A 26,530-nucleotide genomic window follows, 5' to 3' on the forward strand; every position below is an offset into this window, starting at 1 on the left:
AATGGTATTATCCGCTGAATTCATCAAACGCCGCCAGGGCATCCGCTGCATACATCAACGATGGGCCGCCACCCATGTAAATGGCCATCGCCAGAACCTCAGTCAGTTCTGCGCGGGATGCACCAAGCTTAACCAGCGTTTGGGCATGAAAGCCAATGCATCCATCACAGCGGGCTGCCACACCCAATGCAATCGCAATCAGTTCCTTTGTTTTTTTATCCAGCGCGCCATCTTTTGTGGATGCCTGGGCCAACGCGCTAAATCCAGCCATAGCATCCGGGATTTCCTTGCGTAATTTGGCCAGGGATGCGGAAATATCCTTGGTGATTTCTTTGTACTGCTTTGTCATAAATTTCTTTCTTTTGTCAGGGGGTGATGGGTGGTTACCATATCCAGTATAGTATCCGGAATCACGTGAGTATAGATCTGTGTTGTTGCAATGTCAGCATGCCCCAATAATTTTTGGATCACCAATAAATCGGCCCCTCCGCGTAGCATGTGTGTTGCAAAGGCGTGCCTTAAGATGTGCGGGGAAAACGTGTCCGGATCTAGATTCGCCACCAGAGCACGCTGTTTTAATAATTGCCCGAACCTTTGTCGTGTTAAGTGCCCGTCTTTGCTGGATGATGGAAAAAGCCAGCTTTGGGCCCTTAGATTCTTTTTGGTGACAAATTGCTCCCTGATCGCTAGATAATTTTGCAAGGCAATGACCGCCGGTGGATTGAGCGGAACCAAACGTTCCTTACCCCCCTTGCCCAACACATGAACCATATTTTGCAGGGTTTTTCGATCCCGATCAACCATCAGGCTTCTAAGCGGCAAACCAACAAGCTCACTCACCCTAAGGCCGCTTGCGTAAAGCGTTTCCAAAAGGGCGGCCATTCGAACCCCCTCGACAGTTTCATCCTGATAGACCGACTGCAACAAGATTTCAATCTGTACCTCTGTTACCGTTTTTGGCAATGGGCGTTTTATTTTTGTTGCCGATAATTGGGATGTGGGATTACTTGCGCACAAACCATCCTCTGCCAGAAAGCCATAAAATTGCTTTAGGCTGGAAACGCGTCGCGCAAGCGTGGTTGTTTTAAATCCTTTTTTCTGGAGGGTTTCCAGATACGCCAGCATCGTATCGTTGGTGGCGGTTAGCGGAGATTGTTTTTCTAAAAAACCAAAATAATCCTGAATATCAGCTTTATAGGATGAAAGGGTGTTGCTTGACGCCCCTTTTTCGGCTGCCATGCCTTCTAGAAACCGCTCAACAAGGTTATGAGGGTGAACATTGGGAACTGTCACTTTGGTAATGTCACTTTGGCAGCTGACTATCCGGAACTTCTTTTTCAACTGTTAGCGGGACAACGGAAACGCCAACCCCGCCCAGAAAAACAATGGCCGCAACAGCACATGATACCAAAACAATCCATATAGATTTAAGCAACATACTATATATCCTTAATTCTTTAATCCATTAACCCATGTGGCGGGGGTGGTTGTATCAAAAAGTGTCGGGGCCTGACCTGCGACAGACGATAAAAGCGGAACAAGCCAATCATGGTCTTCTGATCGAAAGTTGGACAAAACATAGGCAGATACGGCATCTTTATGGCCAGGATGACCAATTCCAATGCGCAGTCGCCAGTAATCCTTGCCAACAGCCTGGTCAATACTAACCAACCCATTGTGGCCGCCACTGCTGCCACCGATCTTTAATTTTACCTGACCGGGATTCAAATCCAGATCGTCATGAACGACGTATACAGAACTCAAGGGCAGCTTATAGAACTTAATTAACGGCCCTACAGCTTGCCCCGATAAATTCATATAGGTAAGTGGTTTGCACAAAATAACCCTGTGCGGACCAATTTTACCCTCGGTTACAAGGGCGTTGAACTTGGTGCGAAACGGCGGAAAGTCGTAACTTTCCGCAATCGTGTCCACAACCATAAATCCAACATTGTGCCGATTCAGGGCATATTGCGCGCCGGGATTACCCAGCCCAACAAAAACAAACATGATACCAGCGTTATTTCGCGGCTGCTTCTTCGCCAAATCCACTTGGGGCAACGATTGTCGCCAATACATCATCACGATCAGCATGCGCTGCCTTTGTTCCCGCTGGCAATGTAATAGAGCTTAAATGAATGCCTCGGCCCATTTCGGCACCAGCCAGGTCAATCACCAAATTTTCTGGAATCGCCTGAGGGGAACAAATCATTTCCAATGAATGGACAACGATGTTCAGAACACCGCCAAGCTTGAGGCCGGGCGCTTTGTCTTCATTCGCAAAAGTAATTGGAACAAAAACATGAACCTTTGCGTTTGCCCCAAGTCTTTGAAAATCGACATGAAGGGGGAAATCTGTCACAGGGTGAAGCTGTACAAATTTTGGGATAACCTGTTCACTGTTTCCATTAACGGATAAGTTAATCACCCTGTTAAAGAACGCTAATGTCTGGCATTCCAACGCTAATGTTTTATAGTCCACAGAAATCATTTGTGGTTCTTTGTTGTCTCCGTAAACGATCCCGGGAACCTTACCATCACGACGCAAAGAACGCGCCACTCCCGTTCCACTGTCGGACCTTGCTTCTGCTTGCATCATTCCACTGGCGCTCATATCTTCGGACTCCTACTCAAAAAAAATGTATGTTACTACCTTACATACACGATTACGAAGATTTTTTCAAACAATACAGTTGTTTCTGATTGTAATTTTATAACGTAGTCCGAGTTCGACGTAAGGGCAGCATCAAAACAAGATCCCGCCTTAGTTTTCCTCCGGCTTGACCGGGGAAACCTATAGGTTGCCCCAGCTGATAAAGATCATTTTCATTCTCTGGACCCTATGGGTCAAGCCATAGGAAAACTTGCTTTTGTCTGAGTTTTATTGACTTGTTGCATCGAACTGGGGTTAACGTAGCCATCCGAAAAATCTGCGTCTTACTTCTGCGCCCCATAAATACCCTTCAGTTGGTCCGCCATAAAGGCAACAGCCCCTTCGGCTTCTGGAAAAAGTCCAAAGAATTGCGCAAACGTATGAATAACCCCATGAACACTAATGCACCTGACATCGTTGCCATTTTCCCGAAGTTTCCTTGCGAATGCCTCTGTTTCCGGCTGCAATGGATCAATCTGTGCTGAAACGATAACAACTGGGGGGAAATTTTCCAGATCTGATGCCAATAATGGGGACAACAATGGATTAAAGTCGACTTCGTCCAGCCTGTTTTGCACATAGCATTTAACCAAAATATCAATTCGATCCCGGGACAAGAAATACCCCTCGTCATACACAAATTCATCCCCCCTGATCCGAAGGTCAAGCGCCGGATAAATCAACAACAATCCCAATGGATGAATGGCCTGTTTGCGTTGACGAAGGGCCATCACTAGGGCCGTTACCAAATTTCCACCACCGCTGTCACCGGCCACAAAGATTTGATTCGGCTTTATTTGCAAGGTTTTATGATTCTCAATACACCAGTCATACGCCGACAAAACATCGTTCAGTCCACATGGAAAAGGATTCTCTGGTGCCAAACGGTAATCGACAGCCAAAACGTTATAGCCGGTCTTTTGACACAGATGCCGACATAAATTATCGTGGGTTTCAAGATCACCACGGGACCACCCGCCCCCATGAACAAAGAAAATCAGCGGTGTTTCAGGGGTACCATTTTGGTACAGTCTGACCGGTATGGCGTGGTCGGATTCTTGTTCTTTTAATGGATTCGAAGAAGGCACAGTAAATGTTTCAACATTTCTCAGGGGGATAACTTCTCCCTGCCATTTCTGTGATATTTCGGCATAAGACGAACGCCCAAAATCCAGGAACTCCTGGGGGGTTTTATCCCCCTCCTGGCAGAATTTTATGGCAACATCATTTGTATATTTAATAAGGATGCGCGAACCTTCGGTAATGTCGCGATCGTTTTCACCGGTTTTATTGATCACAGGAACTGTCATATTAATCTCTCTCTGATTGTGTAGCTTCTATACTATAGACTATACAATCAAATCATAAATAAATCGTTAACGGGTTCACTTTATTTGTGGTGACCAACCCCAATTCATAACATTTGTCCCAATTTCGGGATCCACCTTGGGATGGGCCACTTTATCCACCCAATATGCCCAACGAATGTTGTTGTCATACATCAAGGGAATCTGGTACATGCTGTACATCACATATCGATCCAGGGCATGCACTGCGGCAGCCTGCGTTTCCTGATCAGTTGCCTGCGTCACATTCTTTGCCAATTCCTCGGCAATTGGATCTTTCATTCCGATGTGATTACTGCTTCCCTTGACATCAGCAACTTTAACACCAAAGTAATAGGGTTGTTCGTTGCCGGGCGATAATGAATTCGCCCACGCGTGAATCATCATGTCAAAATCACGATCAATCACGCGATTTTCATACTGAACCGCATCCATCATCCTGACAGACAAATTGATCCCGAGTTTTTTAAGACTTTCGCGATAGGCAAGAACGATTTTTTCCAACAGAGGGTCTTTGATCATGAATTCGAACGTCATGATTTGACCTTTGTCATTGACGCGCTTTCCATTTTTTATTGTCCAACCTGCTTCCTTTAACAATCGATCAGCCTCTGCCAAGTTTGCGCGCTGATCCCCATTGCCATCGGTCCTTGCAGGTGAAAATTCTTTTTCCAGCATCGTTTTGAAAAAACCTGGCTCAATCCGGGAGGCATATTTTTGTAAAATTTCCTTTTCCTTACCAACAGCTGGTCCATGATGCGCCAAAAACGTATTAGCAAAAAGACTGTTCGGGCATTTCATTGTTCCATAAAATACCATTTTGTTGAGCGTATCAAAATCCAACGCCAACCCTAATGCTTGCCGAATTCGACTATCAGAAAAAACTGGCCGACGCATGTTAAAAATAATCGTCTTGACGGGAACAGGCCGACGATGTGAATCATTAACCTTTTCGACGCGTCCATCCTTGACGGCAGCAAAATTATAACCCGTTTGCCATTGGTTGGGGTTGGTTTCAAAATAAGCGTCAAATTCACCGGCCGTAAAGGCCTGGAACTGAGATTGCGCATTTTTAAAGTAGTCAATTCGAATTGTGTCGAAATTGTATTGCCCCTTATTAACCGGCAAATCCTTTGCCCAATAATTGGGATCCCGCTGATACGTTATCGAACGCCCCTGATCAACGGCCCCAACCCTATAAGGACCGCTGCCCATAATAACAGTCAGGCCACTATTAGCAAAATCGACCGTTGATAATTGTGCTTTCGATAAAACATACAACATGGATAGTCCCAATGGCAGCTCGGGATCATACTGCCCACTATCATTTGGTTTGAAACTTATTTTTATGGTGGTCGGATTGATGATTTCCATTTTATCAATGCGGGAATAATGCTGACGGTATCGGGGCCATCCCTTGTCCCGCAACAATTCAATCGTAAAGCGAACATCCTCTGCTGTAACCGGGGATCCATCATGGAACCGTGCATTTGGATTCAGATAAAATGTAATGGATGAATTGTTGGGGGCAAGCTCCACACCCTCCGCCAACAAACCGTATAATGTAAAGGGCTCGCCAACCGCCCGCACCATGAGCGTTTCATGGGTTATAAGGACCCCCTGAGCAGCAATACCCATAACAATAAAATTATTAATACTGTCAAACCCACCAACTGTCCCCAAACGAAGGGTTCCGCCCTTTGGCGCATCAGGGTTCACATGATTAAAATGCGCAAAATTATCCGGATAAAGCGGCTTGCCAAATCGCGACAATGATCGAACAGCTGTGGCTGGCAAGGCAATTGTTTTTTTGATTGGAATATTCTTAGGTTCAGGGACGGCAACTAAAGGCGCTGTTTGCACCTTTGTGGACGGAACGTCAGACTTAAATGCCCCTTTATTGATCGTATAAGTAATCACCGTCAACAAACTCAGTGCAAGAATTATCATAGGTCCAAATTTTTTCATTTCTGGGGCACCCTTTATTTTAATTGTTGGACTGAGTTCGATATAACAAGCCAATAAAACCCGGACAAGGAAGTCTCCCTATGGCTTGACCATAGGGTCCAGAGAAGGAAATCGATCCTTATCGGCTGGATCCTCCGGTCAAGCCGGAGGAAGACTAGGGTGAGTCCTGTTGATACCGCTCTTATCTCGAACTCAGATTTGTCATTCTCTTGTGAGTCTTTTTACCATGGAGGCCATAGGATTAACAGAAAAAATAATACCATCCTCAATTTGATAAAAACATGTCACAGAAATCTCTCTCAAAAAGGAATCATCATGAGAGATTACAATCAACGCCCCCGAATACTCTTTCAATACCTGAATAATGTGGTCACGGGTTTCAAGATCCAGATTGTTGGTGACTTCGTCCAGAATCAAAAGCTTTGGCGTTTTTGCTGCTATTTGCGCCAGGGAAAGACGGGCTTTCTCGCCCCCTGATAATTGTGCCACAGAACAATTCACCTCCTCATTTTTGCGAAACAAAAAATCGTTCAAATGCGACCTGATTTCAGCATGGGACCATAACGGCACCAAATCAACAATCGATTCAATCACGGTTTTTTCCAATGACAACGTGCCATAATGCTGATCAAGATAACCAATATCCTCTGGTTTTGGGGTAGTCCAATTGCCTTGCCGTGTGATGCATGGATCCCCCAGAATCCCCTTAATCAGCGTCGATTTTCCGCTGGCATTGTCGCCCATTAGTACTATGCGATCTCGCGAATTCAATTCCAGGTTGATTTTAGAAAGCAGGGCTTTATCGTACCCAACGCTTGCGTCCACAATGGAAACAAGGGTTCGATCCTTAATATCCGCGGCATCAATGGAAAATTTTGGCTTGATAATTTCGGGTAAACGCAATTCCGACAACCGGTCGGATAGATGCTGTTTTTTACCCTGAATTTCGCATTTTTTACGACTGTCTGTGGATTCCGCCTGTCTTTCCTTGTCCCCGGCAACGACGGTCGGCCAATGGTTTTGCGCACGCTTTTTTTCGCCACTGATTTTGCTTTTCTTTGCGCGTTCTTGTTCCTTCATTAAGGCATGATGCATTTCGGTCCGTGATCGATTCAGTCCGGATACTTCTTTTTCGATGGAGGCACGTTTGCGGTTGATTTCTTGCCTGTAATCATCGTACCGACCTGGAAAAATATGAACACGCTCATTATCGATGTGCCACAGCGTATCTATGCAAGTTCGCAATAAATCCTCATCATGGGTGACAACAATCAGCGTTCCGGAATACGCCGCCATCATTCGCATCAATGATTTTCGGTGGCGCGTATCCAGATGATTGGTTGGCTCGTCCAGCAGCAAAATCGTGGGCTGTTGGACAAGCGCGTGAGTCAAGGCTTTATTAAGGCGCTGCCCACCGCTTAGAGTATCGTGATCGATAATGATTTGGGGCACATATCCAACAACGGCGGTGGGCGAAAGGGTGATCTCCCCATCCGTTGGCTTAACGGCCCCCTGCATCATTTGAAGCAAGGTGGATTTTCCACTGCCGTTCCGACCGATAATGCCAATGCGACTGCCGGGCTGGACATGCGTGGTAAAATTTTCGAAACAAATTTTGTGGGGGAATGACAGACTAACGTTTTTGAAATTGATTGCGGGCATAGAAAATTCTCTCAATACATCAAAGGACTTTTTTGATGAGGCTGCAATTTTATCAATTCGCAGCTAAAGCCCGTTTGGTGGGGCTTATTGAGGGATTATTTTCATGATACGTACGATCCTTATATTCGTTCGCAGAACGAAGCCTGGCGGAGAGAGAGGGATTCGAACCCTCGATACGGTTCCCCGTATACACACTTTCCAGGCGTGCGCCTTCAACCGCTCGGCCACCTCTCCCTGTTATGACTCACCTTAATATAACTCAAGCTTGCAAACAAGAACTCTGTTCACTTTTTTTCAAAGGAATCCGATTTAACAATGGAATTAGCGGGCTTGATCGACCGCAGCGTTTGGGCTCACCATGGATATCTCACCATTTTCCTGTATCAAAAGACCACCGGGCAAGCAAACGGGCCATTCAAAATCATCAGAAAGCGGATTAATATTAAACTGCGCCCTGATAATATCAAAAGCTTTAAAAAGCCGATCATTCTGTGCTCGCCGGCACTCAATCAATCTTGCGTATACATCGTTCGGGTTTTTTCGACTGTATTCAGAAAACGCACGCATCGGTGGGCATGGCAAGAAACAAGGATCAACGGATTCCATATCTTCCGCCCTCAAATCATTCATATCTTTTATAAAATTAATAGCGCTCGGATTTGCTGTCGCGGCCCTCTGTTTTGCAAAAGAAACAATTTCATCCGCATGGTGCACAGCAAACTCGCGAATTGGCCCGACCATCTCCTTTTCTGCCACCTCAAGGCGAACTCTTTCTCGCAATGAATTTTGGATTTTCACGATAGAGGACTGCTGGACTGACCCAAGGATTCTTGGGGACTGCATATCGCATTGATTGGATTCAGCATATTGATCAAACTCAGAACCGATAACACTGACGTTGCTTAATGCAACAAACGCAATAGCACCTAAAAATATAGAGTTGAGCATGAATTTTTCCTTAAACTAATCGCAACTGACACGCGAAGTGTTACTATTTTTTATACAATAAAATTGTTAATTTTTTATTAATGCGTACCACCAGGCACAAAAACTGGACAAAAACTTCAATCCCCTCATTTTTCAAAATTTTTTTTGCTCAAGTACAGATTATCAATTATTATGCTTGACTGAAAAAACATAGTAAAGAATTTGCCCTATTCGGCGCAATTAACTTTGCGATTGTAAAAAAAATGCTAAATTTGACAAACACTCATAAAGTGGTATATGGTGGTTTTGTTAGTTTTTTTTAGGAGGAAAATTTTTGTTTATCCAGACCGAAGAAACACCAAACCCAAACAGCCTTAAGTTTATTCCGGGCAGGGAGGTTTTGGGAAATCGCGACACCGTTTTCTTTTTGAAAACAGATTCGTGTGATCATTCGCCCTTTGTCAGAAAACTTTTCGGCATTGACGGGATCGACAGTATTTTGCTGGGGCAAGATTTTATCACTATCAGCAAGAATCCCGATAAGGATTGGTATGATTTAAAGCCAGCCATACTGGGAACGATGCTCGAGCTATTTGTTAATAATCTTGATATCATCATCGACAAGAAACCAACCGAAACGATAGATGGGTCCGCCCCCGAAGAAGATTCTATCATCCAACAAATCCAAGAATTATTAGAAACGCGCGTCCGTCCAGCCGTGGCGCAGGATGGTGGGGATATCGTATTTGATTCCTTTAAGGACGGTATCGTTTATGTAAAAATGCAAGGGGCCTGCTCAGGATGCCCAAGCTCAACAGCAACATTAAAAGCCGGGATAGAAAACATGCTTCGTTACTATATCCCAGAAGTTATGGAGGTACAGCAAGTTGATTATTCAAAATAATACAAAGACCAAGGACAAAGCTGTTTGTCGTTTTCTTGTTGGTTTTTTGCTATGTCTGCCGGTCCTGACGTCTCAATCGTTTGGGGCTGTTCGTTCAATACCGAGGATCAAGACAGGCCCTAAACTGGGGGCACAAAAAAGCTGCCATCTTAGCGCCGCGGAGCCATCTCTTCGTACTTCTACAAATTGTCAGGCCATTATCGAACACTTCGAAAAACAATATGGCATACCCGACAAGCTTTTAACCGCGATTGCTTCTGTGGAATCAAAAAAATCCCCTTGGGCCGTTAATGCCCAATGCCGATCTCATTTTTTCTCGAAAAAAGAAGACGCCGTCAGCCATATAAAGAAATTGCAATCACAGGGCGTGAAAAATATCAATGTGGGATGTATGCAAATTAATTTGCCCTCGCATGGGAAAAAGTTCAAATCGATTGATGAGGCTGTAACGCCATTTCAGAATATATCCTATGCGGCCAAGCTGGTTCGTCACCTGTACGACCACCATGGTTCCTGGGAAAAAGCTGTGAAATATTATCATTCTGACTCCCCCCATCATAATGTTTCTTACAAAAAACGTGTTTTTTCTGTGTGGGAAAAACATAAACAGAGATCAGCTGCCCCTTTGCCAGCGGCCGCTTCTTCTCATCAGGCACCGGGTCAGACTTTTTTTAGTGTAGAACCACTGGTCACACAAGCAGCAAACAATACCCCTGTATGCGCAGTTAAAAAAAATAAATTTATACGCGTTGCCTTTGGCCCTGGTGCTGGCATGAGCAAAATTCATCCAACAAAAGGGTAGACCGTGACTGATTTTTCAAACGAACATACCCTTAGGCAAATTTTTATTGATGGGCGGACCCATTATCATTGGCAATCAAAGGGGGTTTCTGATGAGCTTTTGGTAAACATTTATGACCTCATGAAGTTCGGTTCAACCAGTGCGAATTGCTGCCCGCTCCGGATTATTTTTGTTAAATCGCAAGAGGCGAAAGAAAAACTAACACCCTGCTTGGCAGCGGGCAACATTGAAAAAACCATTACAGCTCCCGTTACAGCTATATTTGGGCATGATATGGAATTTTACAAAAAGTTACCAAAACTTTTCCCCCCAGTGGATGCGCAGGCTTGGTTTGTGGGCAACAATGATCTGATTTATGCGACAGCGTTTCGTAATGCTGTTTTGCAAGCCGCTTATTTTATGATGGCAGCCAGGGGCCTTGGGCTTGATTGCGGGCCTTTGTCTGGATTCGATCACCAGAAAATTGACGATACTTTCTTTCGGGGAACGTCCATTCGTTCCAATTTCTTATGTAACCTCGGATACGGACAAACAGAAAAACTTTTACCACGCCTTCCAAAGCTAGACTTTGACGAGGCCTGCTCAATCCTCTAAATATAAAGGCGGCCAAATTTGTGAATGCAATCGATATTGGTATTGTTGTTATTGTATTGGTGTCCTCTCTTTTTGGTGCATCCAAGGGAATCACCCGGGAGTTTTTTGGCCTAATTTCCTGGGGGGGATCGGGGACAGGAACCTATTTATTGTTCCCGTTTGCTCGACAGATTGCACGCCAGCAAATCACCAATCAACTTGTCGCCGATGGCGCGGCGGTGCTGATTCTTTTCGTTGTATTTCTTATTCTTTTTAGCTTAATCAGCCATTTTTTCTCGAGCATGGTTCGAAACAGTGCCCTTGGCGGAATTGACCGGTCTCTTGGGTTTGGTTTTGGCATTGTTCGGGGCGTTGCACTTGCGTGCATTTTGGAATTACTGATGGGATGTTTTGTGCCCCGGGCAGATCAGCCAGAGCTTGTCAAAAGCAGTCGATTTTCATCCTTATTATACCAAGGAAGCGATGCTTTGTTTCAGATAATGCCCAATTATGTTCAGGAATTTATCCTCCAACAAAAGGATAAAAACAGTAATGAACAAAAAGAATCACCAGCAGAAGCAGCCCTAAGCAAGGTCACCGACAAAGCTATCCTGGCACTGATTCAGGAACCAGTGGGGAAAACGGTCGAAACATTGCCCCTTGCCCTGCCCTCGCCTCAGCATCCCTCCTCCAAGGTAAAAACGAGAGAGGAAAAAATTGTTGATACACAAAAGGCAGCAGAGGATTTAGCCAACCTAAAACCAAAGGGTATTGACAATCCCAACCCAACCACGACATATTCAAAGAAGCAAAAACAGGAGATGGATCGTCTCCTCCAACAGGAAGAAATTGATTAAGATCTTAAAGTGTGAGAGACTGAGCTACAGTTTAGAAAAAAATATGATAAACTTAATTAAAAATAAATCGTGGAGAGAAAAATGAAAATTTTAACAAAAGGATCCTTGGTGTTTGGTTTGGCAATGATAGCCAGCCAGGTATCGGCTACTGTTACAGAAAGCTCAATCATTAGCAAGGCCAATGACAGACTAGAAACCGCCGGAAACCTTATTGCTGACTCTGGCACCACCAGTGCATTTTCTATGTTACGTGGAAATTTTCCAGACAAGGACACTGAGGGGGCCCCCGATTGTGCAGCCGGAACAGCAGATTCAGGCGAAGGCATGGCTTGTATCGAAAACAATATCGTAAAGGTAGCCTCCGTTGGGACGCCTGCCCTTGGTCAATCTGTGGCAGGGCAAAAATGGTTTACAACAGCCATTAAGGAACTAGAGAAAAAACGCACAGGAACAGATGCTGAAAAAGTTGTTTTCTCCCTCAAGGATAAATCAGGCAAAGTATTTACCTATGTAGTCTGGGGAAAAAACGCACTTTTGGGCGACAGAAAAAATAATCAACCCGATCCAGAAAAGTTCATGTGTTTTATCAGGTTTGATAATGCAAAAGGCAAAGAGTCTATAAACCTAATCGGTGATGAGGCTGCAAAACCAGCCGAACAACAACCTCAAGGAAAGAAAAAAACCAAGTAATTGATTGATTAATCAACGCGTGCGTTTTAAAACCTCGGCCGCCCACAAGGGTAGCCGGGGTTTTTTTATGCACAAAAGAAAAGACTCGCATAAAATCTTAAAGGGTATATACTGACCCCAAATTCAGCCTAATCATTCTTAGGCAATTTAATCGTTTAGTATTTATGTTAAATTTTACCAATTTTTTAGTAAAACAAGAGTAACAGGGGTATAAAATGAAAAAGCATCCGAACATGCCAGATTCCAAAATCCTGTCCCATAAAAGGATGAATCGCTACAAAGAACTCGGCCTTTCGGCGCCCCAAATTGCGGAAAAAGAAAAACAACGATGCCTAAGGCTGATTTTAATTGGAAATTTTCTTGAGTATTATGATCTCAGCTTGTTTATTTCCCTTCTTTTTGTTTTAAACCCAATTTTTCTACCAGAGGGAAACGAGTCTGTTGCAATCCTGGGAAAAGTGTTTATGTTTTGTGCGGCCTATTTCATGCGGCCAGTTGGTGCTCTATTTTGGGGATGGATCGGGGACCGTTACGGACGCGTTCATGTATTGACAAACACAATGATTTTGATGGGTATTGCATCAATGGCCATTACAGCAATCCCATCCTATCAGTCGATCGGTATTTGGTCGTCGATCTTGGTTATTCTTTGTCGGTTTCTTCAGGGATTCGCGGCCGGCGGGGAGGTTCAAGCAGCCTTCATTTATTTTGCCGAGTCATCAACAATACCCAAGGCCTATTTTAGGGACGGTTTAATCTCATCAACCACCTGCATTGGCTTCCTTTTTGCCTCTCTTGCTTCATCGGTATGTCTTTATTTTTTCCCTGAAAAAGGATGGATGATCCCCTTCTGGCTCGGAAGTTGTCTTGCTTTCTTTGGAACATGGGCACGCCAAACACTTAAAGAAACGCCAGAATTCATTGCCGCTATACATTTAACGCCGGCCTCTAAAAAAGAAAAAATAGTTGTAGAAAACGTTTGGCAGCTTCGATTCATTCTATCCACCCTGTATACCCTTGTTGCTGCGGCGTCCGTTTTTGCTTTTAGTTATTGTCCAGAACAACTTTCAAAAATGGGATATTCTCCTTCTTTTATTACCGCGCAAAGCGCTGTTGTTTCAGCATTTTTTATTTTCACAGATATTCTTTGGGGGTATATAGCTTATAAAACGAACAAACCATTCACGCTTTTTAAGGCAAAGTCGATCGTTCTTCCTATCATCCTTCTTTTAGTCATATTTTTCCCACTACCCCAGAGCTTTTTGCTCATTGCCTTTCTTCAACTTTCAACATGCTTTGCAAGTGGTCCCGTTCCGCTAACTCCACTTTTTATCAAGGCCATCCCCGTAACACAACGTTGCAGAACGATGATGTTGGTGTGGTCCCTTACAAAGGCTATCATGTACTTTATTACATCTTATTTAACGTTTTGGTTGAGTGCGCGCTATGGCAAAGATTCTGTTTTGTGGCTAATTTTCTTCTTCTCATTATTGTACGTTTACGGTTCTTTCAGAACGGAAAGACTGCTAACGCGCGTCGTCGATGAATTAACCAAAAAATCCAAGAAAACGCCGAATCCAGAATCCAAAGAGAAATCGGATATCTTAACAGAAGCGTCATGAATGACTCTATTCTCTTGCTTCTTTTGGGATCTGGCCTTACCTTTATGGCGTCAACAAAAGCACCACCAATACCAGTAGCCGCTAAAGTAAAATACAATAGGAAAAATGACTCTTCATCAAATCAGCATCCGCGGGGCGCGGGAACACAATTTGAAAAATATCAATGTGGATATTCCACGCGATAAACTTGTGGTCGTCACAGGGTTAAGCGGGTCAGGGAAATCATCCCTGGCGTTCGATACCATCTATGCCGAGGGACAGCGGCGATACGTGGAAAGCTTGTCGGCTTATGCGCGTCAATTCCTTCAGCTGATGCAAAAACCGGATGTGGATTCGATCGAGGGATTAAGCCCCGCGATTTCCATTGAACAGAAAACAACGTCCAAAAACCCCCGATCAACTGTCGGCACCGTAACAGAGCTGTATGATTATTTACGTCTTTTGTTTGCCCGAATTGGCGTTCCGCATTCCCCAAAAACAGGCCTGCCGATAGAGGCCCAAACCGTCAGCCAAATGGTGGATCGAATTTTGGACATGCCAGTCGGGGCGCGCGTATTATTGCTGGCCCCCATAGTCCGAGGTCGAAAAGGCGAATACAAGCGCGAGCTCCAAGAAATCAAGAAAAAGGGATTTCAACGCGTCAAGATTGATGGAAAAATCTATGAACTGGACGAGGCGCCAGACCTCAGTAAAAACATAAAGCACGATATTGCTGTGGTCGTAGATCGCCTGGTTGTTCCCGAAATCAACGACCAAAGTGAATGGAAAATACGACTGGCGGATTCCCTAGAAACTGCGATCAAGCTGAGCGATGGTCTGATATGGCTGGAGGACGCCGATACCGCCAAAATCACAACCTTTTCCGCCAAGTTCGCCTGCCCTGTTTCGGGATTTACCCTGGATGAGATAGAACCCCGCCTTTTTTCATTCAACAGCCCCCAAGGGGCCTGCCCGCGATGTGACGGATTGGGCGTGGAAATCGTTTTTGATTCAACCCTAATTGTTCCCAATTCATCGCTAAGCCTGCGTGAGGGCGCCATTGCCCCCTGGAGTGACGATTCACAACGAAGCCAAAGAAGCGCTTATACCCGTGAATATTATATCCAGGTCCTTGATTCCATCATGCGGTACTATCAAAAATCATCAATGACCCCCTTTAATGAATTACCAGAAAAAATACAAAAAACGGTTCTTTATGGGTCGGGAACTGAAATCATCCCCATCACCTATAATGATGGCAGTCGAACGTATGTGACCCAAAAAGCATTCGAAGGGGTCATCCCGAATTTAAAACGACGTTGGCAGGAAACAGAAAGCGATTGGGTTCGAGAAGCCCTGTCCCGTTTTCAAAATGAAAGTCCGTGCTCCACATGCAATGGGCAACGCCTAAAACCAGAGGCATTGTGCGTTAAAATCAACAATACCAACATTGCAGACGTTTCTGATTTGTCCATTGCCAATGCCCTGGCGTGGTTTGACCATCTAACGTTAACCCCAAAACAACAAGAAATCGCATCCCGCATTCTAAAAGAAATCAACGATCGATTGAAATTTTTGGTGAATGTGGGATTGAATTACTTAACACTGTCCCGGTCGGCCGGAACCTTATCAGGCGGCGAAAGCCAGCGGATTCGCTTAGCATCCCAAATCGGATCGGGATTGACTGGTGTTTTATATGTGCTGGACGAACCATCCATTGGTCTCCATCAACGGGATAACGATCGGTTATTGGGTACATTGAAACATTTGCGCGACTTGGGTAACACGGTCATTGTGGTTGAACATGACGAGGATGCCATTCGCACAGCCGATTATGTGATCGATATGGGGCCGGCAGCCGGGGTCCATGGCGGGGAAATTATCGCCCAGGGAACGCCCCAGGAAATCATGGCAGCCCCAGAAAGCATCACTGGGCAATATCTAACAGGAAAACGATTCATCCCGATTCCCGAAACGCGTCGATCAAGTCGCGATGGGAAATGCCTGCAGCTGATTGGGGCAACGGCAAATAATTTGAAAAATGTGACGGTTGATTTTCCATTGGGCATAATGACATGCGTGACGGGCGTGTCTGGTGGGGGAAAATCATCGCTTGTTATTGAAACGCTTTATAAAGCCTTGGCCCGTATTTTTAGTAATAGCCGCGACCACCCAGGGGCACACAAAAAGCTGCATGGGGTTGAATATATCGACAAGGTTATCGACATTGATCAGTCCCCTATTGGGCGAACGCCACGATCCAACCCCGCAACCTATATTGGATGCTTCACACCCATTCGCGAATGGTTCGCGGGCTTGCCCGAATCAAAAACCCGTGGATATGGCCCCGGGCGATTTTCATTTAACGTCAAGGGTGGCCGTTGCGAAGCCTGCCAGGGGGACGGCCTGATCAAAATTGAAATGCATTTCCTGCCCGATGTTTATGTCCAATGTGACCAATGTCATGGTAAGCGGTACAATCGTGAGACGCTGGATATTCATTTCAAGGGCAAAACGATTGCTGACGTTTTGGATATGACCGTGGATGAATCGGTTGAGTTTTTTGAATCGCATTCTCAGGTTCGGGAAAAACTTAAAAGCCTGCAACAGGTTGGGTTGGGGTATTTGCATGTGGGACAACAAGCAACAACTTTGTCTGGCGGAGAAGCCCAGCGCGTTAAACTCGCCAAAGAACTGTCCCGTCGGGCCACAGGGCGCACCCTGTATATTTTGGATGAACCCACAACAGGATTGCATTTCGAGGATTTGCGCAAACTTTTAGAAGTTCTGCATGCCCTGACTGACCAGGGAAACACGATCATTGTGATCGAACACAACCTAGAAGTCATTAAAACTGCCGACTGGGTCATTGATATAGGACCAGAGGGTGGCGCCGGCGGCGGCCAAATCATGGGCGTTGGAACGCCAGAGGATATCGCCAAGATTCCCGGAAGTTACACCGGGCAGTACCTGGAGCCGTATTTGCGACGAAGAACCCTATAGGGAAAGACTCTGACGGCACCAAAGGGCCTCCGCAATGTGATGGCAGCAAACGGTTGGAGTTTCGTCAATATCAGAGTAATTAACCTCAGCTCGACGTAAGAAAAACCGGAAATGTCCAAATTATCCAGGACAACCCTGGATTGCTTCATCTCTTACGTTCCTCGCAACGACGTCTTTGCGCGGAGGGCGAAGCCCGACAAAGCAATCCAGACCTTAAAACACCAGTCTTGATAAGGCTTCTTGGGGATTCTTACGTCGAACTGGGGGTTAATTATCCTTGAAAAACCCTGTGCATACGTCGATATCCACGGGCAGATAAGCGCATTTTATCGATCACTACCGCCCCCCCAAAACGGGGCAATGGACCTGCTTGTTTATTGAGGATTTGGGGGAATTAACTTTGCAGCGATCCTTGTGATGTGGGGCGAATCAGGCGACATATGGTTTTGCACAACTTCATAGGCCTGCTTGATATAATCTGCGGCTTTATTTTTATACTCTTGCGCACGTTGATGATCGCCTGTTTTTGTGGCATTTTCCGATTTTTTGACGTAAAGATCGCATAGGTTTTCAAGGGCCATATATCTTTTGGGTTGTCCAAGCGCAGTGAGCTTATCCACTGATTGTTGAAAATATTCTTCTGCTTTATCGTACTCTTCTTGGCAGAAATAGATCATCCCTTGTGCTTTTGTGACCATGGCGATGTCATAATCCCTCTTTAACTGAAGCGAATTGTAAAAAATTAGACTTTTTTCGCAATAGCCATAGGCCTGTCCGTAATCTTTCATTTCGATATACAATTCACCAAGATACCAAAGGGCACGCGCAATACCATAACGTGTTTCAGCATTCAAACTATGTATTCTAAGACTATCTTGAAGAGCCGCCTCTGCTTCTTTATATTGACCTATATAACGATAAAGATTTCCCAAGTGCGCCAGCGACCAACCGACATAAATATGATTTTTTGAGTATACTTTTTTATGGTTCTCTAGGCTTTGCTTAAGAACAATCTTAGCATTTTTGTAATCACCGATATCTGTATAAAGGATCCCCAAGTCCCCCTGAATTCGTGCGATACGCGCATAATTCTTCGATGTTTTTTGTTGATAAAGCACCAAACCTTCTTCAAACATTTTTACAGCATTGGCATAGTCACTGATGTTTCTATAAGCGTTTCCAAGATTGCCTAAAACCCTAATGCGTCCAGAAAGATCATCAGGGTAATATTGATTATAGATCAACAAACCTTTTTCCAATAATTCTATGGATTCTTTGTTCTGATTAGTAATTCTATATACGTTTCCAAGATGTGTTAGGATTTTTGCTACATAAATATGGTTTTCAGGAAAATGTTTTTTATAAATACTCAAGCTTTTTTCGTATAATATAATAGATTCCTTATAATATCCTGTCTCTGCATGAACCCCTCCCAAGACAAACAAATTCCATGCAATCCGTTCAAAATTCCGATCGTAATCCCGGCTCAACAGAACGAAACTTTCATCCAGGACCTGTTTCGATTTTTTATAATCCGACATATAGTAATATACAGCACCCAGCTGACTCAAAAAGGTTCCCCGGATCGTATCCGACAGCATAGGCGTGTGATTAACCAATACCTCCAAATGACCAATGGCGGTTTTCATTTTTTGAACATCTTCTGTGTCGAGAACTTTCTTCATATAGCCTTCCAACGCATCGGCAATGGATTGAATCATCGCTGTTTTGCGTTCTGGAGATAACTTTTGAATAAGGTGACTAAAACAAATCGCCTGCATGCTTCGATGAAGGGAAATCAATTGTAGTGCATCCGGATCATTTTGATCATGTCGTAGCGACAGATTTTCTGATGATAGGCTTGTCATCAATGAATAGTTTTTAAGGATTTTCATGAACGCGTCGACAGTTTCTTTGTCTTTGTAATTCAACAAAAAATCAATGGGAATATTTTGGGAATCCACCAGGCACAATAAAAACAGCATATCTTCGAAATCGGGTTTGCTGCAGATCAATCGATCAATCACAGAAACAATCACGCCGTATCGTGTTTTCATATAATGGCCTGTTTCCTGCATCAGATGCTCTTGGGCCTTCTCAAAATCCTGACTATGACGTTTAGCTTCTTTTAAATAATCTTCATACGAAATACCTGTATTTTTAATGTAATGCGCGGCGGTTGAAACATCCAGCGGAAACAACGGAATGTGTTTTAGAAAATTATCAACTTCAGCAAAGCGTTCAGGAGTTAAATCGGTATGCGGATATCCAAAAAGAATGCGCGTAAACAAGGTGTGAGCTTCTTGTTGTGTTAAGGAATCCAGATGAATGACGTTTTCGGGATTCACAAGACTGGATTTTTCAAAAGCCACATCCCGGGTCGTGATAATCACTTTACCTGACCCCCAGGTCGCTTCATTATCGGGAAAGAAATCTTTAACCTCTGACAGGGTATTCACATTATCAAAAATCAAAAGCCAGCCTTTTTCATTTTTGAGATATTTTTTGACAAATGCCAAAAGTTTATTTTCTTTTTCTTCTTGCTTTTTCAACTCATTGATGGATTCTAATTCTCCCTTTTCTTCTTGTGTCTTCGCCAAAGCAAAAGCCAAATCCATAAAGGATCGAATTAATTGTTCATGGGTTTCCGCATTGATTTCCCATGCAACAGATGACTTATCCGATCGCCCAAATTCACGGGCCAATGTTGTCTTGCCAACACCCCCCATGCCAACAATACCAACTAAAGCAACGGCATTGATTTTGTCTTTTCCAGCCAGCTTTTGTTCAATTTGCACAGAAAGCTGCGGTCGTTCCAGAAAATAGCCCTTGACGGGATTGATCACATTTGTTTTCTGGGAATCTGTTTTTAAAAAACCAGAATTTGCATAAATCACAAAGCTCCCTATGCTCATGACGATCAGACCCACAACGGCCAATCTTATTGGGATTTTTTTTTGCTACGGGGTAATCTTCTTTTTTTAAGCTATCGCTTAACAGTTCCACTGAATCACGCATTTATATCACTACAATAGGAATCACCATGCCGATATAAACACATACAATTCGAAAAATTTCAAGATGTTTTTTACAATGAAAGACTCTGACGGTACCGAAGGGCCTCCGCAATGTGATGGCGGCAAACGCTAGGGCTGTCATCCAGATCGGCAATCGTCCGCGAAACCCTAAGGATGCGATGATACCCACGGGCAGACAGGCGCATTTTATCGATCGCGGTTGACAAAAGCTGCCGACCGTCCGATTCCAACACAACCACGTCCTCGAGCTGTTCACCATCAATCACGGCATTCAGGATCGTCAGCCCCTTTGGATGTGTGGATCGCTTTTTCTGAAGATCCCGCGCATGGGCAACGCGCAACGCCACATCATGACTGGATTCGCCATCGCTTTCCTCCAATAACTGTGTTGCCTTGACTTCCTGCACAGACACAACCAAATCGAAACGATCCATCAGGGGGCCTGATATTTTCCCTTGATAATCGCCAGCACACCGCGGAACCTTATGACATTGACGATCAGCATCCCCGAAATATCCGCATCGACACGGATTCATGGCCGCAATCAATTGGATTCTTGCTGGATAGGTCACGTGATTATTGGCACGGGCCACAACAATTTGACCGGTCTCCAGGGGCTGTCGTAACGATTCCAACGTGGCCCTGGCAAATTCGGGAAATTCATCCAAAAACAAAACACCATTGTGCGCCAGGGAAATTTCACCCGGCTTTGTGCGCGCCCCGCCCCCAACCAAGGCAACCAACGACGATGAATGATGGGGATCCCGAAAGGGGCGTTCGGTGATCAACCCCTCCTCTGGCAATAATCCAGCCAGACTATGAATCATGGTGGTTTCCAGCGCCTCCATGGGTTCAAACGGCGGCAATATACCCGGCAATCGTCGCGCCAGCATTGATTTACCAGAACCCGGTGGACCAATCATCAAAAGATTATGCCCGCCTGATGCGGCAATCTCTAGTGCGCGTTTGGGGATATCTTGCCCCTTGACATCCTTCATATCCATACCGGTTTTGTTAAAGGACGGAAAGGGGGAATGTTCCGGCGGGGACAGGACCTGAATCCCCTTGAAATGATTAATAATCGACAATAAAGATGGCGCCGCCAGAATGGGCAGATCCCCGGCCCAGGCGGCTTCCCTCCCCCCACTTTGGGGACAGATTAACCCACGATTGTTAGCCGATGCATTGATGGCAGCAGGCAATATGCCAACCACCTGCGCCAATGTTCCATCAAGCCCCAATTCGCCCACGGCTGAAAATCGGGCAACATCTAATGGATCCAAGATATTCATAAATACCATCAGGCCCAAAGCAATCGGCAGGTCATAATGCGACCCTTCCTTTTGCATGTCAGCGGGCGCAAGGTTGACGGTAATTCGTTTGGATGGCAGACTAAGACCAAGGTGATGAAAACTGGCGCGGACGCGCTCCCTTGATTCGGCAACGGCTTTATCCCCTAAACCGACGACATAAAATGCCGGCAGGCCGGATGACATCTGCACCTCTACGGTGACAGAAAGCGTTTCTATCCCGTGAAATGCAACCGTCGAGACCTTACTAACCATAAAAAAACCTAGCCCAAATTCCCTACTTATAGGTTTAGGCTAGGCTTAAAACATTAAGGTTTAATTAAAAACGCTTATTTCGCAGCAGTTTTTTGTGCAGCAGCTTCGCGTTGAACGACGGCTTCTTCTTCTGATTGAGCAACGTTCACCAAAACATCGATGCTGACCTCTGGGTGTAAAACAACGCGTGCTGTATGAATTCCCAATGTTTTGATCGGAGAAATCAATTCGATTTGCAACTTGCTAACATTGTAACCAGCCTGTGACAACCCTTCGCTGATATCCCGACCCCGAACAGATCCGAACAAATGCCCAACTTCGCTGGCCTGACGCAGAACGGTAACCATCACGTTCTCCATTTTCGATCCAACGTGTGTGGCTTCTTCTTTGCGCTTTAGGTTTTGTGCCTCTAGCTCAACCTTTTGCGTATCGAAATACGTTAGATTGCTTTTTGTTGCGCGGATTGCTTTTTTCTTGGGTAACAAAAAATTACGAGCAAAGCCCGGCTTCACAGTTACAACTTGGCCCATTTGGCCTAGCTTCTCGACTCTTTCCAATAAGATGACCTGCATCCCGAAAACTCCTCAGTATAATTGATTAAGAAAATTATTTTTGCGTTAGACGCCTTGTCAGACCATAGCATGGTTCAATAAAACCTAACAGTACTATAACTAACAAGGGCCAGACAAGAACAAATGCCAACAAAATGGTTAAATTAAACCACATCGACCCTTGTTTTGTTTTTGGATAAACTAAATAGCAAATACGCAGGCCCAAAATGAATAAAGGGACACACCCCACAACCACCATTGTTTTTGCAATCACTATCAGATGCGGCATTGGCCAATACCTGCCAAGCAAAATAATCAACCCACCCCCAACAACGACCGTATCCCACACGCGTGAAAAAACAAGATCGCCTTCGGTCACAGATCTTATGGCCATTTTATGGGTCACCAGTATTTTTTCAGCAACCCAGGCATTGGCAACATTAACCGCCAAAAGGGATAGAAAGAAAAAGCTTGGGATTAAATCTATCAAATTCTCGATAAACCCCTTTTCCATGGGGAGGTTGGGGGGTATAAACTGTTCCAACTGATGTGCAACACTTTGCCGAAGATCAGCCCCACCCCAAAGATAAAAACCAAAAATAGCGACCCCCGTAACAATAAGGAATGTCCCAGCCAAATAAGACGGCATCAGACAGATAGGGTAACAAAAGGAATTTTGGTTGTCGTCAGTATCCTTTTTCTGTGTCAAAAACAAATAGGACAAGAGGGCAAATGGCACCAACGTGACGATCGCAAAAGAAATGGCAGCCGGAGGGCCCAAGATCAGTAAAAATAACAGAAAAGCCGAAGCACCAGCCGTGAATCCAGACTGAATTCCCCAGCCAAAACTCATTAGAAAAAGGGGGAGAGAGCTAAAATACCCCAAGAAAAACCCAACCAAGGGAATATAGGCAGGCCCCAAAGCCAGAAAGAGTGTGAGAAATCCCGCGAAAAACGACAGGATCAAGGGATGAACGGAACGAACAGACGAAAACATCGAATGATACCAGTGCATGTCGATTAACGTTGATTCCCGGATTACTCAATGGGCCTCGCCTAGCGCACCGCGATGTCGTCATAGCGAGTGGGCGAAGAGAGTGCGGTCATCCAGGAATCAACATCTAAAATAAAAAGGGGCCGCTTGTTACAATAGCATTCGATTAGTGTGAAATTCACATTAAAAGAACATCACCCCCGTCCTCCCGCGACTTGATCGCGGGATCCACAACGAAATACATGGGTCCCGTGGTCAAGCCACGGGATGACGGGAGGTGTTATTTGGAGAGCAGTTCACGCTATTTCATTAACCAAATGCCATTAGTCTCTTAGAACCCCAGGCCTTTAGCCATTCACGTAGGGCATCAATGCCAAAAACCGTGACCGTTTGATCGCCACGGAAAGCTCTCTCTGCTTTTTCATAGAAACGGCGCTGATGCGACTTGGCATTATTTTGCCCCGTTCTGACACGAACTTTGACAAAACGCGTACATCTTTGTAATCGATCTTCATGGCAGAGGCACCAGAAAATGGACACGTTTTACGACGACGGAAAAATTGGCGTTTCGCTTGTGGACGTTGACCGTCTGCTGCTCCGCTGCTTTCCCCGCCACGTCCGCCGGATTGATAACCGCCTGATCTTTCTGATCCGGATGATGAATTTGAATAAGTCATTATTTTATTTCCTTATTGTGACTGTTAAATTTCGGTTTCAACAACGATTTCTGTTGTTTCTTCCTCGGCATCGCCGTAGCTATGATATTGCTCCTCGCGGTAATGACGCTGCTGCATCAATGCCGACGGGTTGTTATCCAGCTCCTCGACCTTTACAGTCAAATAGCGCAAAATATTTTCATTATTTTTCATTTGCCGTTCCATTTCGGTGATCCACTTGGAATCAACAGAAATATTTAACAGGACATAATGGCCTTTTTTATTTTTTTTATTAGTATAAGCCAAGGGACGCAATCCACAAAATTCAGTCTTGGTTATATCCCCACCATTGTCTTTAATCAATGATGTGTATTGCAATGTCATCGCCTCGACCTGAGAGGATGTAACATCCTGACGCGCAATAAATACAGTTTCGTAAAAATCCACTTTTAACTCCTTACGGTTGATAACTTGTAACGAAAGCCACAGCCCATTCCATAAAATCCGGCACATTTCGATAAATGACCTTGAACAGGCAAGGAGTGCTTGTTACTAACCCCTGACTATAGACACACCCGGGTATCAAAATCAAGTGCGCTGAAAAATTTCGATAGCGTATCGTTTTCAAAAATAATCACTCAATCACTCAGGTCATGGATGGCCACACTCTCTTCGTTCGTTCGCCATGACGTCATGGCTGACGAGTAGAATCGGATGGTCCCATCGGACTTCGCCCTTCTCATGCAGGGCGTCATGGCGAACGAACGAAGGTGGGGATGGTCACGTCCGAACCCACGCCGTCATGGCGAACGAACGAAGAGAGTGTGGCCATCCAGGAAACACCAATCGATAGTTCATGAAATGGTATTGTTTGCCACTGCCACCTCCGCCGCCTCTGCCGCCTCCTCCTTTTTATCCATATACGTCTGAATCAACCCAAAGTGTGTTTGGATCAATTCATCCGGCATGGATCCAACGGATTTTCCTATTTTGGTCATATAATCAATCACTTGGTATGTCATGAAGGATATATCCTCATCAGGCGACCCCATATAGGGTTTCAAACAGTCTGTTTTGTAACATAATTCCTTGATCTTATTGATCCCAACGGGTTGCCATTTGTTGAGGATAGAGTACCAAAATAATCCATTTCCTGCACCAACAACAACCATGCTGGGGATTTGCAGTGCGCTTGGAAATTGACTAAATTCTGAGAAATTATTCGCTCTTCCCCCCATCAACAGTCCACCTAAATAATTAAAACCTCTTGTAAGCAAATTTGTCGAATGATGATTGTCATTGAAATCAACCTCTTGGGGTTTGTACCCAAAATACCAGTCATAAAGATCAGTTAAATTTTTTGTAATCAGAGTTCGATAAATAGATTTTTTAACAAATCCGTAAGCCAAACTTGCCCCAACAGAAAGTGAGGTAGTCCATTGATCGGATAGGGCTGTGTGACCAGAGAGAAGACCTTCACTGGAATCATATAATAACTTTGCCTCGACCGCCCCGATAATCAAGGAGAAAGCATGAGATACATGCCGTGCCGCTTTCCTGAGGCTTGGCTCCTCTTGATTGGGGTGGATAGGATTATGTTGACGACTGAAATACACAATGCGGTATAGGTTTTCGAGATCCTCAAAGGTGTTTTCTTGTGGGTTTATACTTTCTTGGCTTGCTCCAAAAATCCGATGATGAAAATCTTTTTTATCGGAATCGGACAAAGAATGAAAACTTGTGATCGCATTTCCAATATCCCAGGATAGTGTCGTTCTAAGTCCAGCAACGTACGCATTTTCCCATAATCTTTCATTCAGTTTTTGTTGCGCTCTGTCATAAAGCATGTCGCGATAGATGCATGTTCTTTGGTATGCAATACTGAACGTAAAAACTGCATTCAGCGCAGTATTAACAAGAGGATTAGGCAGATCCTTGAGCTGGTAATAATATTGAAGATTCTTATAGGAAGCGGGGACAACCCCAGCCATCAGGGCACTTGACACGATGCCGGCTCTTAAAAGTTTATAGGGCCACCGATTGTTTTCATCGGACGACAAACCAAGGAAGCTCCGCAAGGAAAATATATTTTTTGCAACGCTGTTTAACTGTCCAACAAAAGGTATGAATAAGATTGAATAGGAGGCCAAAGCCGTACCAGCAACAAACAGTTTTTCGGTCAGACTTCTGACGTTTGTGGGGAGACTATTTTGCAACCCCAGTAACGGTCCATAATATAGTTCCAAGGATGCACAATAACCCGCTGTGGCCCACAACGCAACTCCGCCAGCGAATGCTAAATGGCGCCATTGGTCACTAATACTCTTCTTTGTCGCATCATCCACCTCCGAAAACGCTTCCCAATACTTGGAAAATTCATCCAGCTTGTCCTGTGTGATTCCGTGCTGATCATGCAGGGCTGAAACCGATGACCGGGCAAAACCTATCCTTGTTGGTTTGGGGAGTATTTCAAGGCGGACTTCATCCACATGGGGAGGGGTGGATCCCACAGATTGTGACAGCGGCTGATCGTTACCCTGATCCACAACGGGTGATGGCGTGAACGGAACAATTTGATTAATCCTGGGGCGGTGTTGAGCCCTCGTGAAGCAATCCGTTGGCAAGCAATCCATGGCTTGGGCCAAGCTTCCCATGACTGTGCTGTTAAGGATGCCACCAACCAATAAACAGCATACGTATTTCTTGATGAACTGACCCATAATCTTTTTTCCTGACGCAG

23 protein-coding genes and 1 tRNA gene are annotated in these 26,530 nt (G+C 44.8%); 7 read left to right on the forward strand and 17 right to left on the reverse strand.

What is annotated here, in order from left to right; all coding sequences use genetic code 11:
- Nucleotides 1–7: 7 nt before the first annotated feature.
- From NTX76_00170 to NTX76_00215, 10 genes are all read right to left on the reverse strand, one after another.
- Nucleotides 8–349 carry a carboxymuconolactone decarboxylase family protein gene (locus tag NTX76_00170; protein ID MCX7337689.1) on the reverse strand — a complete coding sequence of 114 codons (342 nt, stop codon included), beginning with the start codon at nt 347–349 and terminating at the stop codon, nt 8–10.
- Nucleotides 346–1,293, reverse strand: coding sequence for a site-specific tyrosine recombinase XerD (locus tag NTX76_00175; GenBank protein MCX7337690.1), 948 nt, complete (start codon nt 1,291–1,293; stop codon nt 346–348). Before NTX76_00175 ends, NTX76_00170 begins: the two co-directional genes overlap by 4 nt.
- A gap of 10 nt (nt 1,294–1,303) precedes the next feature.
- Nucleotides 1,304–1,438, reverse strand: a complete 135-nt coding sequence (locus NTX76_00180; protein ID MCX7337691.1) for a hypothetical protein — start codon at nt 1,436–1,438, stop codon at nt 1,304–1,306.
- Between the two features lie 11 nt (nt 1,439–1,449).
- Nucleotides 1,450–2,010, reverse strand: coding sequence for an aminoacyl-tRNA hydrolase (pth, locus tag NTX76_00185; protein ID MCX7337692.1), 561 nt, complete (start codon nt 2,008–2,010; stop codon nt 1,450–1,452).
- A 10-nt stretch (nt 2,011–2,020) separates the two neighbouring features.
- The gene (locus tag NTX76_00190) at nt 2,021–2,614 is read right to left on the reverse strand and encodes a 50S ribosomal protein L25/general stress protein Ctc (protein MCX7337693.1); all 594 of its coding nucleotides are present in this window, start codon (nt 2,612–2,614) and stop codon (nt 2,021–2,023) included.
- Nucleotides 2,615–2,937: 323 nt separating this feature from the next.
- Complete coding sequence (locus NTX76_00195; protein MCX7337694.1) at nt 2,938–3,963, reverse strand: alpha/beta hydrolase; 1,026 nt, start codon at nt 3,961–3,963, stop codon at nt 2,938–2,940.
- Nucleotides 3,964–4,038: 75 nt separating this feature from the next.
- Nucleotides 4,039–5,967, reverse strand: a complete 1,929-nt coding sequence (locus tag NTX76_00200) for an extracellular solute-binding protein (GenBank protein ID MCX7337695.1) — start codon at nt 5,965–5,967, stop codon at nt 4,039–4,041.
- 201 nt (nt 5,968–6,168) lie between these two features.
- The gene (locus NTX76_00205; GenBank protein MCX7337696.1) at nt 6,169–7,629 is read right to left on the reverse strand and encodes an ATP-binding cassette domain-containing protein; all 1,461 of its coding nucleotides are present in this window, start codon (nt 7,627–7,629) and stop codon (nt 6,169–6,171) included.
- Between the two features lie 144 nt (nt 7,630–7,773).
- Nucleotides 7,774–7,863 (reverse strand) — tRNA-Ser (locus NTX76_00210).
- 87 nt (nt 7,864–7,950) lie between these two features.
- The gene (locus NTX76_00215) at nt 7,951–8,577 is read right to left on the reverse strand and encodes a hypothetical protein (protein MCX7337697.1); all 627 of its coding nucleotides are present in this window, start codon (nt 8,575–8,577) and stop codon (nt 7,951–7,953) included.
- Between the two features lie 313 nt (nt 8,578–8,890).
- Between NTX76_00215 and NTX76_00220 the strand changes: the two genes are divergently transcribed.
- The 7 genes from NTX76_00220 (at nt 8,891) to uvrA (ending at nt 16,986) form a co-directional block, all read left to right on the forward strand.
- Nucleotides 8,891–9,460, forward strand: coding sequence for a NifU family protein (locus NTX76_00220; protein ID MCX7337698.1), 570 nt, complete (start codon nt 8,891–8,893; stop codon nt 9,458–9,460).
- Nucleotides 9,444–10,262: a transglycosylase SLT domain-containing protein gene (locus tag NTX76_00225; protein ID MCX7337699.1), complete on the forward strand. Its 819-nt coding sequence runs from the start codon at nt 9,444–9,446 to the stop codon at nt 10,260–10,262. Before NTX76_00220 ends, NTX76_00225 begins: the two co-directional genes overlap by 17 nt.
- A 3-nt stretch (nt 10,263–10,265) precedes the next feature.
- A complete protein-coding gene (locus tag NTX76_00230) occupies nt 10,266–10,856 on the forward strand; it encodes a malonic semialdehyde reductase (GenBank protein MCX7337700.1) in 591 nt (196 codons plus the stop codon).
- Between the two features lie 20 nt (nt 10,857–10,876).
- Nucleotides 10,877–11,692: a CvpA family protein gene (locus NTX76_00235; protein MCX7337701.1), complete on the forward strand. Its 816-nt coding sequence runs from the start codon at nt 10,877–10,879 to the stop codon at nt 11,690–11,692.
- 81 nt (nt 11,693–11,773) lie between these two features.
- Nucleotides 11,774–12,382 carry a hypothetical protein gene (locus tag NTX76_00240; protein ID MCX7337702.1) on the forward strand — a complete coding sequence of 203 codons (609 nt, stop codon included), beginning with the start codon at nt 11,774–11,776 and terminating at the stop codon, nt 12,380–12,382.
- Nucleotides 12,383–12,597: 215 nt separating this feature from the next.
- On the forward strand, nt 12,598–14,004 hold the full coding sequence (locus tag NTX76_00245; GenBank protein ID MCX7337703.1) for an MFS transporter: 1,407 nt from the start codon (nt 12,598–12,600) through the stop codon (nt 14,002–14,004).
- A 105-nt stretch (nt 14,005–14,109) separates the two neighbouring features.
- Nucleotides 14,110–16,986, forward strand: coding sequence for an excinuclease ABC subunit UvrA (gene uvrA / locus NTX76_00250; protein MCX7337704.1), 2,877 nt, complete (start codon nt 14,110–14,112; stop codon nt 16,984–16,986).
- Between the two features lie 374 nt (nt 16,987–17,360).
- Here the strand turns inward: uvrA and NTX76_00255 are convergent, their stop codons facing one another.
- The 7 genes from NTX76_00255 to NTX76_00285 form a co-directional block, all read right to left on the reverse strand.
- The gene (locus NTX76_00255) at nt 17,361–19,883 is read right to left on the reverse strand and encodes a tetratricopeptide repeat protein (GenBank protein MCX7337705.1); all 2,523 of its coding nucleotides are present in this window, start codon (nt 19,881–19,883) and stop codon (nt 17,361–17,363) included.
- 191 nt (nt 19,884–20,074) lie between these two features.
- The gene (locus tag NTX76_00260; GenBank protein MCX7337706.1) at nt 20,075–21,589 is read right to left on the reverse strand and encodes a YifB family Mg chelatase-like AAA ATPase; all 1,515 of its coding nucleotides are present in this window, start codon (nt 21,587–21,589) and stop codon (nt 20,075–20,077) included.
- Between the two features lie 74 nt (nt 21,590–21,663).
- On the reverse strand, nt 21,664–22,161 hold the full coding sequence (rplI, locus tag NTX76_00265; GenBank protein MCX7337707.1) for a 50S ribosomal protein L9: 498 nt from the start codon (nt 22,159–22,161) through the stop codon (nt 21,664–21,666).
- A gap of 34 nt (nt 22,162–22,195) precedes the next feature.
- Nucleotides 22,196–23,137 carry a hypothetical protein gene (locus NTX76_00270; GenBank protein MCX7337708.1) on the reverse strand — a complete coding sequence of 314 codons (942 nt, stop codon included), beginning with the start codon at nt 23,135–23,137 and terminating at the stop codon, nt 22,196–22,198.
- Nucleotides 23,138–23,481: 344 nt separating this feature from the next.
- On the reverse strand, nt 23,482–23,811 hold the full coding sequence (rpsR, locus tag NTX76_00275) for a 30S ribosomal protein S18 (protein MCX7337709.1): 330 nt from the start codon (nt 23,809–23,811) through the stop codon (nt 23,482–23,484).
- Between the two features lie 24 nt (nt 23,812–23,835).
- On the reverse strand, nt 23,836–24,237 hold the full coding sequence (rpsF, locus tag NTX76_00280) for a 30S ribosomal protein S6 (GenBank protein ID MCX7337710.1): 402 nt from the start codon (nt 24,235–24,237) through the stop codon (nt 23,836–23,838).
- A gap of 407 nt (nt 24,238–24,644) precedes the next feature.
- Nucleotides 24,645–26,530, reverse strand: a 1,886-nt coding sequence (locus NTX76_00285; GenBank protein MCX7337711.1) for a hypothetical protein, incomplete at its 5' end; no start/stop codon positions are given.

It is taken from the genome of Alphaproteobacteria bacterium, assembly GCA_026400645.1.
Taxonomy (GTDB): Bacteria; Pseudomonadota; Alphaproteobacteria; order Paracaedibacterales; family CAIULA01; genus JAPLOP01.